14 protein-coding genes are annotated in these 14,032 nt (G+C 70.6%); 1 reads left to right on the top strand and 13 read right to left on the bottom strand.

What is annotated here, in order from left to right; translation table 11 throughout:
• From ACFV9J_RS40225 to pyrR, 13 genes are all read right to left on the bottom strand, one after another.
• Positions 1-63, bottom strand: a 63-nt coding sequence (locus tag ACFV9J_RS40225) for an S-adenosylmethionine synthetase N-terminal domain-containing protein (protein WP_308434842.1), incomplete at its 3' end; no start/stop codon positions are given.
• 239 nt (positions 64-302) lie between these two features.
• Positions 303-1,505, bottom strand: coding sequence for a bifunctional phosphopantothenoylcysteine decarboxylase/phosphopantothenate--cysteine ligase CoaBC (gene coaBC / locus ACFV9J_RS40220; protein ID WP_059299512.1), 1,203 nt, complete (start codon positions 1,503-1,505; stop codon positions 303-305).
• Between the two features lie 136 nt (positions 1,506-1,641).
• Positions 1,642-1,914, bottom strand: coding sequence for a DNA-directed RNA polymerase subunit omega (gene rpoZ, locus ACFV9J_RS40215; protein ID WP_003977348.1), 273 nt, complete (start codon positions 1,912-1,914; stop codon positions 1,642-1,644).
• A gap of 62 nt (positions 1,915-1,976) precedes the next feature.
• Positions 1,977-2,570 carry a guanylate kinase gene (gene gmk, locus ACFV9J_RS40210; protein ID WP_003977347.1) on the bottom strand — a complete coding sequence of 198 codons (594 nt, stop codon included), beginning with the start codon at positions 2,568-2,570 and terminating at the stop codon, positions 1,977-1,979.
• Between the two features lie 37 nt (positions 2,571-2,607).
• A complete protein-coding gene (locus tag ACFV9J_RS40205; protein WP_003977346.1) occupies positions 2,608-2,931 on the bottom strand; it encodes an integration host factor in 324 nt (107 codons plus the stop codon).
• Between the two features lie 223 nt (positions 2,932-3,154).
• On the bottom strand, positions 3,155-4,000 hold the full coding sequence (gene pyrF, locus ACFV9J_RS40200; RefSeq protein ID WP_385363156.1) for an orotidine-5'-phosphate decarboxylase: 846 nt from the start codon (positions 3,998-4,000) through the stop codon (positions 3,155-3,157).
• On the bottom strand, positions 3,997-5,103 hold the full coding sequence (locus tag ACFV9J_RS40195) for a quinone-dependent dihydroorotate dehydrogenase (protein WP_385363154.1): 1,107 nt from the start codon (positions 5,101-5,103) through the stop codon (positions 3,997-3,999). The genes pyrF and ACFV9J_RS40195 overlap by 4 nt, the downstream gene beginning before the upstream one ends.
• A 78-nt stretch (positions 5,104-5,181) precedes the next feature.
• The gene (gene carB, locus ACFV9J_RS40190) at positions 5,182-8,490 is read right to left on the bottom strand and encodes a carbamoyl-phosphate synthase large subunit (RefSeq protein WP_385363152.1); all 3,309 of its coding nucleotides are present in this window, start codon (positions 8,488-8,490) and stop codon (positions 5,182-5,184) included.
• The gene (carA, locus tag ACFV9J_RS40185; RefSeq protein WP_385363150.1) at positions 8,483-9,625 is read right to left on the bottom strand and encodes a glutamine-hydrolyzing carbamoyl-phosphate synthase small subunit; all 1,143 of its coding nucleotides are present in this window, start codon (positions 9,623-9,625) and stop codon (positions 8,483-8,485) included. The genes carB and carA overlap by 8 nt, the downstream gene beginning before the upstream one ends.
• A complete protein-coding gene (locus ACFV9J_RS40180; RefSeq protein ID WP_385363148.1) occupies positions 9,622-10,197 on the bottom strand; it encodes a hypothetical protein in 576 nt (191 codons plus the stop codon). Before ACFV9J_RS40180 ends, carA begins: the two co-directional genes overlap by 4 nt.
• Positions 10,194-11,489 (bottom strand): dihydroorotase, encoded by a 1,296-nt coding sequence (locus ACFV9J_RS40175; protein WP_385363146.1) that lies wholly within the window; start codon positions 11,487-11,489, stop codon positions 10,194-10,196. The genes ACFV9J_RS40180 and ACFV9J_RS40175 overlap by 4 nt, the downstream gene beginning before the upstream one ends.
• A gap of 5 nt (positions 11,490-11,494) precedes the next feature.
• A complete protein-coding gene (locus ACFV9J_RS40170) occupies positions 11,495-12,475 on the bottom strand; it encodes an aspartate carbamoyltransferase catalytic subunit (protein WP_385363144.1) in 981 nt (326 codons plus the stop codon).
• Positions 12,476-12,589: 114 nt separating this feature from the next.
• Positions 12,590-13,171, bottom strand: a complete 582-nt coding sequence (gene pyrR / locus ACFV9J_RS40165) for a bifunctional pyr operon transcriptional regulator/uracil phosphoribosyltransferase PyrR (protein ID WP_361010883.1) — start codon at positions 13,169-13,171, stop codon at positions 12,590-12,592.
• A 297-nt stretch (positions 13,172-13,468) separates the two neighbouring features.
• Here pyrR and bldD point away from each other — a divergent pair, with 297 nt between their 5' ends.
• Entirely contained in the window at positions 13,469-13,972 is a 504-nt protein-coding gene (gene bldD, locus ACFV9J_RS40160; RefSeq protein WP_003977337.1) for a transcriptional regulator BldD, read from the top strand.
• Positions 13,973-14,032 lie beyond the last annotated feature (60 nt).

Genomic DNA, 14,032 nt, shown 5'->3' with positions numbered 1-14,032 from the left:
GTCAGCGATCTTGTCGGGGTGACCTTCGGTCACGGACTCCGAGGTGAACAGGCGACGGGACACAACGCTCCCTGGGGTTGCAGCGGCTGCTGGCTGATCATTGGTGGACGGCACGGGGAGCTGCACCCGGCGACGTCCGAGAACAGTTTATCGGTCGCACTCTGCCGCGGGCCCACCTGTCTCAGCTCTCGGGAGGGCTGTGACCTGCGGCACGGGCATTCTGCCCAGAAGGAAGCGTCCTTGGCCAGGGGCGCCACGCTCGAATGCGTCGTCTTGGCGGCTCCTTCGAGCAAATGGGTCATTCATTCCAGCCGCCGGGCCACGAGGTCCCAGACCGTGTCGGCCAGGGCTTCCTTGGGGCCGTGGGCGACCGGTGTCTCGCTGCCGTCGGCGCCCAGGACCACCGCCTCGTTCTCCTCGGAGCCGAAGGTCTTGCGCTCCCCCACCTCGTTCACCACGAGGAGGTCGCAGCCCTTGCGTTTCAGCTTGGCCCGGCCGTTGGCCAGGACGTCGTCGGTCTCGGCGGCGAAGCCGACGACCACCTGTCCGGAGCGGGCCCGGGTCGTGGAGATCTCCGCGAGGATGTCCGGATTACGCACCAGGGTGATCGGCGCCGGTTCCTGGTCGTCCTTCTTCTTGATCTTCCCGGTGGCGTACGTCGCGGGCCGGAAGTCCGCCACCGCCGCGGCCATGACCACGGCGTCGGCGTCGGCCGCGGCGCGCAGCATCGCCTCGCGCAGCTCCACCGCCGTGCCGACGGGCACCACGTCGACGCCGGCCGGGTCCGGCATCGAGGCGTTCGCCGCGACGAGCGTGACGCGGGCACCGCGGGCGGCCGCGGTGCGGGCGAGGGCGTAGCCCTGCTTGCCGGAGGAGCGGTTGCCGAGGAAGCGGACCGGGTCGAGGGGCTCCCGGGTGCCGCCCGCGCTGACCACGACGTGCCGGCCCGCGAGGTCGGGCTCGCGGACACCGCGGGCGAGCACCCGGCGGCAGACCTCGAAGATCTCGCCCGGGTCGGGCAGCCGGCCCTTGCCGGTGTCGACGCCGGTGAGGCGGCCGACGGCGGGCTCGATCACCACGGCGCCGCGGCGGCGCAGTGTCGCCACGTTCTCCTGGGTGGCCGGGTGCTCCCACATCTCGGTGTGCATGGCGGGCGCGAAGACGACCGGACAGCGGGCCGTGAGCAGGGTGTTGGTGAGCAGGTCGTCGGCCAGGCCGTGGGCCGCCTTGGCGAGCATGTCGGCGGTCGCCGGGGCGACGACGACCAGGTCGGCGTGCTGGCCGATGCGCACGTGCGGGACCTCGTGGACGTCGTCCCAGACCTCGGTCGACACGGGGTTGCCGGACAGGGCGGACCAGGTGGCGGCGCCGACGAAGTGCAGCGCGGAGGCGGTGGGGACGACCCGGACCTCGTGCCCGGACTCGGTGAGTCTGCGCAGCAGCTCACAGGCCTTGTACGCGGCGATGCCGCCGCTGACCCCCAGAACGACCTTGGGCTTGTCCACCGTCTCTCCCCGGCTCGGATGGCGCGCTCGGACTGCGCGTACGACCCATCACACACCACAGGCCCGACAGACGGGCTGCCGGGCCTGTGGATAAGTCAGCGTAAGGCTGAAGATATTACCGCCGATGCTGCTGGTACTACTGCGCCGGGCCCTCGATGGCCTCGGAGGTCAGCAGCCCCGCGTTGATCTCGCGCAGGGCGATCGAGAGCGGCTTCTCGTGCACGTGGGTGTCGACGAGCGGACCGACGTACTCGAGGAGGCCCTCGCCGAGCTGCGAGTAGTACGCGTTGATCTGGCGGGCCCGCTTGGCCGCGTAGATCACGAGGCTGTACTTCGAGTCCGTGGCCTCGAGGAGCTCGTCGATCGGCGGGTTGATGATGCCCTCGGGCGCGGAGATGGAAGAGGACACGCTCTACCTTCCGATGGATGGGAAAGATTCTGTCGGGATGACCGCAGGGTGACCTGTAACGATCACACGACGTTCGTCAAGGCTAGCAGCTCGCGCGCCACGTCCTCGACGGAGGTGTTCACCAGGGTCTGGTCGAACTCCGGCTCGGCCGCCAGCTCGACCTTGGCGGCCGCGAGGCGGCGCTCGATCACCTCGGGCGGTTCGGTGCCCCGGCCGGTGAGCCTGCGCACCAGCTCGTCCCAGGAGGGCGGGGCCAGGAACACCAGCCGGGCCTCGGGCATGGACTCGCGGACCTGTCGCGCCCCCTGGAGGTCGATCTCCAGGAGGACCGGCTCACCGGCCTCCAGGCGCTCCAGGACGGCCGTGCGCGGCGTGCCGTAGCGGTTGCCGGCGAACTCGGCCCACTCCAGCAGCTCGCCGTTGGCGATCAGCTTGTCCATCTCCTCGTCGCTGACGAAGAAGTAATGGACACCGTGCTGCTCGCCGGGGCGGGGCCTGCGGGTCGTCGCCGAGACCGACAGCCATACCTCGGGGTGTTCCTTGCGCATATGGGCGACGACCGTGCTCTTGCCGACCCCCGAGGGGCCGGAGAGCACGGTCAGCCGCGGACGTGCGTCCGGGGGTACGGGGGACGTCCCCCGGGGTGTTGCAGCCATGCAGCGATTATTCCAGCAATCCCGGAGTGGTCCGGACTCAGCTGCCGGTGCTGCCGAACTCGCGCTCCAGGGACGCGATCTGGTTGGACCCGAGACCGCGCACGCGGCGGCTCTCGGAGATACCCAGTCGCTCCATGATCTGCTTGGCGCGGACTTTGCCCACGCCCGGCAGGGACTCGAGGAGGGCGGAGACTTTCATCTTGCCGATGACGTCGTTCTCCTGTCCCTGCTTGATGACCTCGTGGAGGGAGGCGCCGGAGTGCTTGAGTCGATTCTTGACCTCGGCCCGCTCCCGGCGAGCCGCGGCGGCCTTTTCGAGCGCGGCTGCGCGCTGTTCAGGGGTAAGGGGCGGAAGAGCCACGCCTACGTCACCTCGGATGTCGAACTGTCGGATACGGACCGGTGAGGAACCTAGTCGCCCCTCACCTGGTGAGCCACGAGCAACACGCTCGCCCGGTGACTCTCGACGGAGACTAGCGGTCAAGTCCGCCAGAGTCAGCGAGAACAGCGGAAAAGTCCTGGTCAGCCTCCGCCAGGCCGGACATTTAGGACATACTCCCTCTGATTTGAGGATGTATCCAGGGTCAGGACGCCGTGACCGCGGTCCGGATCTCCACCGCGAAGCGGTCGGCAGCCGTCCGCAACGCGGCCACGTCGGGACCGTGACGAAGGACACCCCGGCTGACGTTCGGCACCACGTTGCGCAGCGCCGCACCGAACACGCGCGGCAGATCCGCGGGCGTGGCCCCCTGCGCGCCGATGCCCGGCGCCAGCAGCGGACCGTTGATGCCCAGGTCGTACGAGGACAGGTCGCCGAGGGTGGCACCGACCACCGCGCCGAAGGAGCCCAGCGGCTCCTCCCCCGCGTTCTCGGCGGCCAGGTGCGCCAGCACCGTCGCCCCGACGTTGCGCCCGTCGCCCCCCACCGCGTGCTGGACCTCGCCGCCCTCCGGGTTGGAGGTCAGCGCCAGCACGAACAGGCCCGCGCCGCTCTCGCGCGCCAGGTCGACGGCCGGCTTCAGGGAGCCGTAGCCGAGGTACGGGGAGACGGTCAGCGCGTCCGAGAACAGCGGCGCGTCCTTGTGCAGGAACGACTCGGCGTACGCGGCCATGGTCGAGCCGATGTCGCCGCGCTTGGCGTCCATGACGACCAGTGCGCCGGCCGCCCGCGCCTCCTCCACCGACTTCTCCAGGACCGCGACACCGCGCGAGCCGAACCGCTCGAAGAAGGCGCTCTGCGGCTTGAGGACGGCGACCCGGTCGGCCATCGCCTCCACGACGGTGCGGCTGAAGCGCTCGAGGCCGGCCACGTCGTCGTTCAGGCCCCACTCGGCGAGCAGGGAGGCGTGCGGGTCGATGCCGACGCACAGGGGGCCGCGCTCGTCCATCGCGCGGCGCAGCCGGGCACCGAAGGGCTCCATCACCGTCATGCGTGCTTCCTCACGTCGGCGCCGACCGCGTCGGCGAGGGTGGCGTACGGGCTCTGCCGCAGGCGGGCGGCGAGCCCCTTGTGGATGGCGCGGCCCCAGACGGGACCCTCGTAGATGAACGCGCTGTAGCCCTGGACCAGCGTGGCACCGGCCAGGATGCGCTCCCAGGCGTCCTCGGCGGTCTCGACGCCGCCGACGCCCACCAGGGTGATCCGGTCGCCCACGCGCGCGTACAGGCGGCGCAGCACCTCCAGGGAGCGTGCCTTGAGCGGGGCCCCGGACAGACCGCCGGTCTCCCCGACGAGGGCGGGCGAGGAGGTCAGGCCGAGCCCCTCGCGCGCGATGGTGGTGTTGGTGGCGATGATGCCGTCCAGGCCCAGTTCCACGGCCAGGTCGGCGACCGCGTCCACGTCCTCGTCGGCGAGGTCCGGCGCGATCTTGACCAGCAGCGGGACACGCCGGGCGGTCACCGCGCGGTCGGCGGCCTCGCGGACCGCGCTCAGCAGCGGGCGCAGCGCCTCGGTGGCCTGGAGGTTGCGCAGGCCGGGCGTGTTGGGCGAGGAGACGTTGACGACCAGGTAGTCGGCGTACGGGGCCAGCCGTTCGGCGGATTTCACGTAGTCGCCGACGGCCTCCTCCTCGGGGACGGCCTTCGTCTTGCCGATGTTGACGCCGACGACGGTGCGGAAGACGGGCGTGCGGGCGGCCAGCCGGGCCGCGACGGCCAGCGAGCCGTCGTTGTTGAAGCCCATGCGGTTGATCAGCGCCCGGTCGCCCACCAGCCGGAACAGCCGCTTCTTCGGGTTGCCGGGCTGCGGCTCGCCCGTCACGGTGCCGATCTCGACGTGGTCGAAGCCGAGCATCGCCATGCCGTCGATCGCGACCGCGTTCTTGTCGAACCCGGCGGCGAGCCCGAAGGGGCCGTGCATGCGCAGGCCCAGCGCTTCGGTGCGCAGCTCCTTGTACCGGGGCGCGAGCGCGGCGGCGACGAAGGTGCGCAGGACGGGGACGCGGACGGCCAGGCGGATCCAGCGGAAGGCGAGGTGGTGGGCCCGCTCCGGGTCCATGCGGGAGAAGACGAGCTTGAAGAAGATCTTGTACATGTGTCCTCGTGAGGCCTCTGTGGTGCGCTGGGGCTCATGAAGAGGGGGACACCGTTTCCGGTGTCCCCCTCGGGGCTGCTAGTCGCGGGCGGCGATCAGGAATTCGGCGTGTTCCTGGAGTGAGCGCACTCCCACGTCGCCGTGGTTGAGGGCGTCGATGCCCTGCACCGCCGCCGCCAGCGCCTGGACCGTCGTCAGGCAGGGCACGGAGCGGGCCACGGCCGCCGTACGGATGTCGTAGCCGTCGAGGCGGCCGCCGGTGCCGTACGGGGTGTTGACGATGAGGTCGACCTCGCCGTCGTGGATGAGCTGGACGATGGTCTTCTCGCCGTTCGGCCCGGTGCCCTCGGACTGCTTGCGCACGACGGTGGCGTTGATGCCGTTGCGCTTGAGGACCTCGGCGGTGCCGGAGGTGGCCATCAGCTCGAAGCCGTGGGCGACCAGCTCGCGGGCCGGGAAGATCATCGAGCGCTTGTCGCGGTTGGCGACCGAGATGAAGGCGCGGCCCTTGGTCGGCAGCGGCCCGTACGCACCGGCCTGGGACTTGGCGTACGCCGTGCCGAAGACGGAGTCGATGCCCATGACCTCGCCGGTGGAGCGCATCTCCGGGCCGAGGACGGTGTCGACGCCGCGGCCGTGGATGTCCCGGAAGCGGGACCACGGCATCACGGCCTCCTTGACGGAGATCGGCGCGTCCAGCGGCAGGGTGCCGCCGTCGCCGTTGGCCGGGAGCAGGCCCTCGGCACGCAGCTCGGCGATGGTCGCGCCCAGCGAGATGCGGGCGGCGGCCTTGGCCAGCGGCACCGCGGTCGCCTTCGAGGTGAAGGGCACGGTGCGCGAGGCGCGCGGGTTGGCCTCCAGGACGTAGAGGATGTCCCCGGCCAGCGCGAACTGGATGTTGATCAGGCCGCGCACGCCGACGCCCTTGGCGATGCCCTCGGTGGAGGCGCGCAGCCGCTTGATGTCGAAGCCGCCCAGCGTGATCGGGGGCAGGGCGCACGCCGAGTCGCCGGAGTGGATGCCGGCCTCCTCGATGTGCTCCATGACGCCGCCGAGGTACAGCTCCTTGCCATCGTACAGGGCGTCGACGTCGATCTCGATGGCGTCGTCCAGGAAGCGGTCGACCAGGACCGGCCGGGACGGGCTGATCTCGGTCGACTCGGCGATGTACGCCTCCAGCCGGGTCTCGTCGTAGACGATCTCCATGCCGCGTCCGCCGAGGACGTAGGAGGGCCGCACCAGGACCGGGTAGCCGATCTCGTCGGCGATGGCCTTGGCCCCGGCGAAGGTGGTGGCGGTGCCGTGCTTGGGGGCGGGCAGCCCGGCCTGCGCGAGGACCTGCCCGAAGGCGCCGCGGTCCTCGGCGGCGTGGATGGCCTCCGGCGAGGTGCCGACGACCGGCACGCCGTTGTCCTTGAGCGCCTGGGACAGGCCCAGCGGGGTCTGGCCGCCGAGCTGGACGATCACGCCTGCGACGGGACCGGCCTGCTGCTCCGCGTGGACGATCTCCAGGACGTCCTCCAGGGTGAGCGGCTCGAAGTACAGCCGGTCGGAGGTGTCGTAGTCGGTGGAGACGGTCTCCGGGTTGCAGTTGACCATCACGGTCTCGTACCCGGCGTCCGACAGCGCGAAGGAGGCGTGGACGCAGGAGTAGTCGAACTCGATGCCCTGGCCGATGCGGTTCGGGCCGGAGCCGAGGATGATCACCGCGGGCTTCTCGCGAACGGCGACTTCCGTCTCCTCGTCGTAGGAGGAGTAGAAGTACGGCGTCCTGGCGGCGAACTCGGCGGCGCAGGTGTCGACCGTCTTGTAGACCGGGCGGATGCCGAGCGCGTGCCGCACCTCGCGGACGACGTCCTCGCGCAGCCCGCGGATCTCGCCGACCTGCTGGTCGGAGAAGCCGTGCCGCTTGGCCTCGGCGAGCAGGTCGGCGGTCAGCTCGGGCGCGGCGGCCAGCTCGTCGGCGATCTCCTTGATCAGGAAGAGCTGGTCGACGAACCAGGGGTCGATCTTCGTGTACTCGAAGACCTCCTCGGGCGTGGCGCCCGCGCGGATGGCCTGCATGACGGCGTTGATGCGGCCGTCGGTGGGCCGCACGGCCTCCCGCAGCAGCGCCGACTTGTCGCCGGGCTCGCCGACGAAGGTGAACTGGCTGCCCTTCTTCTCCAGCGAGCGCAGCGCCTTCTGGAAGGCCTCGGTGAAGTTCCGGCCGATGGCCATGGCCTCGCCGACCGACTTCATGGTGGTGGTGAGGGTGGAGTCGGCGCTCGGGAACTTCTCGAAGGCGAAGCGCGGGGCCTTGACGACCACGTAGTCGAGGGTCGGCTCGAAGGAGGCCGGGGTCTCCTGCGTGATGTCGTTCGGGATCTCGTCGAGGGTGTAGCCGACGGCGAGCTTCGCGGCGATCTTGGCGATGGGGAAGCCGGTCGCCTTGGAGGCGAGGGCCGAGGAGCGCGACACGCGCGGGTTCATCTCGATGACGATCACGCGGCCGTCCTCGGGGTTCACCGCGAACTGGATGTTGCAGCCGCCGGTGTCGACGCCGACCTCGCGGATGATCGCGATGCCGACGTCGCGCAGGGTCTGGTACTCGCGGTCGGTCAGCGTCATCGCGGGCGCCACGGTGATCGAGTCGCCGGTGTGCACGCCCATGGGGTCGAAGTTCTCGATGGAGCAGACGACCACGACGTTGTCGTTCTTGTCGCGCATCAGCTCCAGCTCGTACTCCTTCCAGCCGAGGATGGACTCCTCCAGGAGCACCTCGGTGGTCGGCGAGAGGGTGAGGCCCTGCCCGGCGATGCGGCGCAGCTCCTCCTCGTCGTGGGCGAAGCCGGAGCCGGCGCCGCCCATGGTGAAGGAGGGGCGGACGACGACGGGGTAGCCGCCGAGCGCGTCGACGCCCTTGAGGACGTCGTCCATGGAGTGGCAGATGTAGGACCGGGCGGACTCGCCGTGGCCGATCTTCTTGCGGACCTCCTCGACGACGTCCTTGAACAGGTCGCGGTCCTCGCCCTTGTTGATGGCCTCGACGTTGGCGCCGATCAGTTCGACGCCGTACTTCTCCAGGACGCCGTTGCCGTGCAGCGAGATGGCGGTGTTCAGGGCCGTCTGGCCGCCGAGGGTGGGCAGGAGCGCGTCGGGGCGCTCCTTGGCGATGATCTTCTCGACGAACTCGGGGGTGATCGGCTCGACGTAGGTGGCGTCGGCGATCTCCGGGTCGGTCATGATCGTCGCCGGGTTGGAGTTGACCAGGACGACGCGCAGGCCCTCGGCCTTGAGCACGCGGCACGCCTGGGTGCCGGAGTAGTCGAACTCGGCGGCCTGGCCGATGACGATCGGGCCGGAGCCGATGACCAGGACGGACTGGATATCGGTGCGCTTAGGCACGCTGGCCCTCCATGAGGTTCACGAAGCGGTCGAACAGGTAGGCGGCGTCGTGCGGGCCGGCTGCCGCTTCGGGGTGGTACTGGACGCTGAAGGCCGGCCGGTCGAGGAGCTGGAGCCCCTCCACCACGTTGTCGTTGAGGCAGACGTGGGAGACCTCGGCGCGGCCGTAGGGGGTGTCGGACACCTGGTCGAGCGGGGCGTCGACGGCGAATCCGTGGTTGTGCGCGGTGACCTCGACCTTGCCGGTCGTACGGTCCTGCACGGGCTGGTTGATGCCGCGGTGGCCGTACTTCAGCTTGAAGGTGCCGAAGCCGAGGGCGCGGCCCAGGATCTGGTTGCCGAAGCAGATGCCGAAGAGCGGGGTGCCGCGCTCCAGGACGCCCTGCATGACGGAGACCGGATGGTCGGCGGTGGACGGGTCGCCGGGGCCGTTGGAGAAGAACACGCCGTCCGGCTCGACGGCGTAGACGTCATCGACGGTGGCCGTGGCGGGCAGCACGTGCACCTCGATGCCGCGCTCGGCCATCCGGTGCGGGGTCATGCCCTTGATGCCGAGGTCGACGGCGGCGACGGTGAACTTCTTGTCCCCGATCGCCGGGACGACGTACGCCTCGGTGGTGGCGACCTCGGCGGAGAGGTCGGCGCCGCTCATCTCGGGGGCCTGGCGGACCTCGGCGAGCATGGTGCCCTCGTCGGGCAGGGCCTGGCCGGAGAAGATGCCGACCCGCATGGCGCCGCGCTCGCGCAGGTGGCGGGTGAGGGCGCGGGTGTCGATGCCGGAGATGCCGACGACGCCCTGGGCGGCCAGTTCCTGGTCGAGGGAGCGCGTCGAACGCCAGTTGGAGGGCACGCGCGCGGGGTCGCGCACGACGTAGCCGGAGACCCAGATCTTCCTGGACTCCATGTCCTCGTCGTTGATCCCGGTGTTCCCGACGTGCGGGGCGGTCATCACGACGACCTGGCGGTGGTACGACGGGTCGGTGAGGGTCTCCTGGTAGCCGGTCATGCCGGTGGAGAACACGGCTTCGCCGAAGGTGGCCCCCACGGCCCCGTAGGCACGGCCTCGGAAGATCCGGCCGTCCTCCAGGACGAGTACGGCGGGAGTTTTCACAGCTCCCCGGGTGGAGGTCGTCATCGTGCGCCTTCCGTTTCCGTCTTGTTGATCATGTCGTTCAGTGTTTCGACCCACTCGTTGTGTTCGGCCGCCTGGTCGGAGCGGAAGCCGGAGTCGATCAGCTTGTCGCCGTGCGCCCAGGTGACGACCAGCAGGCCGCCCTCGGTGAGGACCTTGCCGGCGATGCCCTTGTCGAGCCGGGCCTCGCGCAGCGCGGCGAGGGGGACGAAGAAGTCCGCCGCGCCGGGGCGTACGACGTCCAGTCCCGCGTCGGTCAGGGTCAGCTCGACCCGGCTGCGGGTGCCCAGGCCGTGCGCGACGATGCGGTCCAGCCACTGTCCGGCGGTGGTGGAGCCGTGGTAGCGGCCGCTCATGTTCAGTTTCGCCGGGCCGGGCTCGTCCGGCGCGGCGGGCAGCTCGGGCAGGTCGCCCTGGAGCGTGCCGCGCCACTTCCAGCCCTCGCGCATCAGCCAGTAGACGAGCGCGACGAAGAGGCCGAGGCCGACGACCCAGCCGACCCGGGCGGCCCAGTCGGTCACTTCCGCCGATTCTTTCTCGGCGGCCAGCAGGATTACCGGTGCTACAGATGTCACGTGAGCTTCCCGTCGACGAGCGTGGCCTTGCCCCGCAGCCACGTGTGCGTCACACGGCCCGGCAGCTCACGCCCCTCGTAGGGGGTGTTGCGACTGCGCGAGGCGAAGCCCGCGGGGTCCACCTGGCCACGGTATGCCGCATCGACCAGGGTGAGGTTGGCGGGCTCACCGGCCGAGACGGGACGGCCGTGTCCGGTGGCCTGTCCGATCTTGGCGGGCTTGAAGGACATCCGGTCGGCGACGCCGGCCCAGTCCAGCAGGCCCGTGTCCACCATGGTCTCCTGCACCACCGACAGCGCGGTCTCCAGGCCCACCATCCCCATGGCGGCGGCGGCCCACTCGCAGTCCTTGTCCTCGTGCGGGTGCGGGGCGTGGTCGGTGGCGACGATGTCGATCGTGCCGTCGGCGAGCGCCTCGCGCAGGGCCATGACGTCCCGCTCGGTGCGCAGCGGCGGGTTGACCTTGTAGACCGGGTTGTACGACCGGACCAGCTCGTCGGTGAGGAGCAGGTGGTGCGGGGTGACCTCGGCGGTGACGTCGATGCCGCGGGACTTGGCCCAGCGGACGATCTCGACGGAGCCGGCGGTCGACAGGTGGCAGATGTGGACGCGGGAGCCGACGTGCTCGGCGAGCAGCACGTCCCGGGCGATGACCGACTCCTCGGCGACGGCGGGCCAGCCGCCGAGGCCCAGCTCGGCGGAGACGACGCCCTCGTTCATCTGGGCGCCCTCGGTGAGCCGGGGCTCCTGGGCGTGCTGGGCGACGACGCCGTTGAAGGCCTTCACGTACTCCAGGGCGCGGCGCATGATCACGGCGTCGTGGACGCACTTGCCGTCGTCGGAGAAGACGGTGACACCGGCCGCGGACTCGTGCATGGCGCCCAGCTCGGCGAGCTTGGCGCCCTCCAGGCCGACCGTGACGGCGCCGATGGGCTGCACGTCGCAGTAGCCGGACTCCTGGCCGAGCCGCCAGACCTGCTCGACGACGCCGGCGGTGTCGGCGACCGGGAAGGTGTTGGCCATGGCGAAGACGTTGGTGTAGCCGCCGCTCGCGGCCGCGCGGGTGCCGGTGAGGACGGTCTCGGAGTCCTCGCGGCCGGGCTCGCGCAGATGGGTGTGCAGGTCGACCAGGCCCGGCAGCAGCACCTTGCCGTCGGCCTCGACGACCTCCGCGCCCTCGACGACCTCGGCGGACAGGTCCCGGCCGACCGCCTCGACGACGCCGCCGTCGATCAGGACGTCCTGCGGCTCGCCGCCGAGCACCTTCGCACCGCGGATCAGGGTCTTGCTCATGTTTCTTACTTCTCCTCGGTGGGGCGGGCGTGGGACACGGCGGGCTCGTTGCCGCCGAGCAGCAGGTAGAGGACGGCCATCCGGATGGAGACGCCGTTGGTGACCTGCTCGACGACGGTGCAGCGGTCGGAGTCGGCGACGTCGGCGGTGATCTCCATGCCGCGGACCATGGGGCCGGGGTGCATCACGATGGCGTGGTCGGGCATCTTCGCCATCCGGTCTCCGTCGAGGCCGTAGCGGCGGGAGTACTCGCGCTCGGTGGGGAAGAAGGCGGCGTTCATCCGCTCGCGCTGCACGCGCAGCAGCATCACCGCGTCGGACTTGGGCAGCGTGGAGTCGAGGTCGTAGGAGACCTCGCAGGGCCAGGTCTCGACGCCGACGGGCAGCAGGGTGGGCGGGGCGACGAGGGTGACCTGGGCACCGAGGGTGTGCAGCAGGTCGACGTTGGAGCGGGCGACGCGGCTGTGCAGGATGTCGCCGACGAGCGTGATCCGGCGGCCGTCCAGGTCCTTGCCGAGCCCGGCGTCGCGGCCGACCAGGCGGCGGCGCATGGTGAAGGCGTCGAGCAGGGCCTGGGTGGGGTGCTGGTGGGTGCCGTCCCCGGCGTTGACCACGGCGGCGTCGATCCAGCCGGAGGTGGCCAGGCGGTAGGGGGCGCCGGAGGCGCTGTGCCGGATGACGACGGCGTCGACGCCCATCGCCTCCAGGGTCTGGGCGGTGTCCTTGAGGGACTCGCCCTTGGAGACGCTGGATCCCTTGGCGGTGAAGTTGATGACGTCCGCGGACAGCCGCTTCTCGGCGGCCTCGAAGGAGATCCGGGTCCGGGTGGAGTCCTCGAAGAAGAGGTTGACGACGGTGCGGCCGCGCAGGGTGGGCAGTTTCTTGATCGGCCGGTCCGCGACCCGGGCCATCTCCTCGGCGGTGTCGAGGATCAGGACGGCGTCGTCGCGGGTGAGGTCGGCGGCCGAGATGAGATGACGCTGCATCTGTCAGGCTCCGTAAGGCGATTCATGCGGAAGAGCGGGATAATTCGGGCGGCCGGGCGCGTGCGGGGGCGCGCCGAGCACGCGTACGGCACGAAGGGGTGCGTACGCGGGGTGCTACGGGTGGGCGCCCGGGGCGGCCGGCTTGGCACCGAGCAGCACGGTGTCGCGACCGTCCTCCTCGGCGAGCTGGACCTTGACCGTCTCCCGCAGCGACGTCGGGAGGTTCTTGCCGACGTAGTCGGCGCGGATGGGCAGTTCGCGGTGGCCGCGGTCGACGAGGACGGCGAGCTGCACCGCGCGGGGGCGGCCGATGTCGTTCAGCGCGTCGAGGGCGGCGCGGATGGTGCGGCCGGAGAAGAGCACGTCGTCGACGAGGACGACGAGGCGGCCGTCGATGCCGTCACCGGGGATCTCGGTGCGGGCCAGGGCGCGCGGCGGGTGCATGCGCAGGTCGTCGCGGTACATGGTGATGTCGAGCGAGCCGACCGGCATCTTGCGTTCGGTGATCTGCTCCAGCTTGTCGGCGAGCCGCCGGGCGAGGAAGACGCCGCGGGTCGGGATGCCGAGGAGCACCACGTCGTCGGCACCCTTGGCGCGCTCGACGATCTCGTGGGCGATGCGGGTCAGCACCCGCGCGATGTCGGGCCCTTCGAGAACGGGCCGGGCATCCTGCTGCTGGTCCTGCTGCTTGTCCATAAGAAACGGACCCCCTTCTCCGCCTCACGGGACGGATCTTAAAGGACGTCGGATATGCGCCACCTACGGTAGCAGGCTCACAGAACCTCTCCGATGACCCCCCTGACACTCCCCCGTCACTCGTCTGCCCCACATCGATCACCCGCACGGAGTAACGGATGGCGAATACCACGGAAGAGTCGGTGCGGACCATTCGGCTTGACGCAGCAGAGTAACGCTGCGTAACCTCACAGTGAGTTACCAGCCGCGCGGCCGACAACACAGCCTGCCGCGTCGACACCTTGTCCGGGGAGCCATATGTCCAGCGAATACGCCAAACAGCTCGGGGCCAAGCTCCGGGCCATCCGCACCCAGCAGGGCCTTTCCCTCCACGGTGTCGAGGAGAAGTCCCAGGGCCGCTGGAAGGCCGTCGTGGTCGGTTCGTACGAGCGCGGCGACCGTGCCGTGACCGTGCAGCGCCTCGCCGAGCTGGCGGACTTCTACGGCGTCCCCGTGCAGGAGCTGCTGCCGGGCACCACCCCGGGCGGCGCCGCCGAGCCGCCGCCGAAGCTGGTCCTGGACCTGGAGCGGCTGGCCACCGTGCCGGCCGAGAAGGCGGGCCCGCTCCAGCGGTACGCGGCCACGATCCAGTCGCAGCGCGGTGACTACAACGGCAAGGTGCTCTCGATCCGCCAGGACGACCTGCGCACACTCGCCGTCATCTACGACCAGTCGCCCTCGGTCCTCACCGAGCAGCTGATCAGCTGGGGCGTCCTGGACGCGGACGCGCGCCGCGCGGTGGCGTCCCACGACGAGCTCTGAGCCTCGCCCACCTCAGCAGAAACGTGCCGCCGGGGTGGCCGGAACCATGCGGTTCCGGCC

Origin of the sequence: Streptomyces sp. NPDC059906 (assembly GCF_042730645.1) — a bacterium.
Classification (GTDB): Bacteria; Actinomycetota; Actinomycetes; order Streptomycetales; family Streptomycetaceae; genus Streptomyces; species Streptomyces rubrogriseus.
This window is presented reverse-complemented; position numbering and strand designations above follow the sequence as displayed.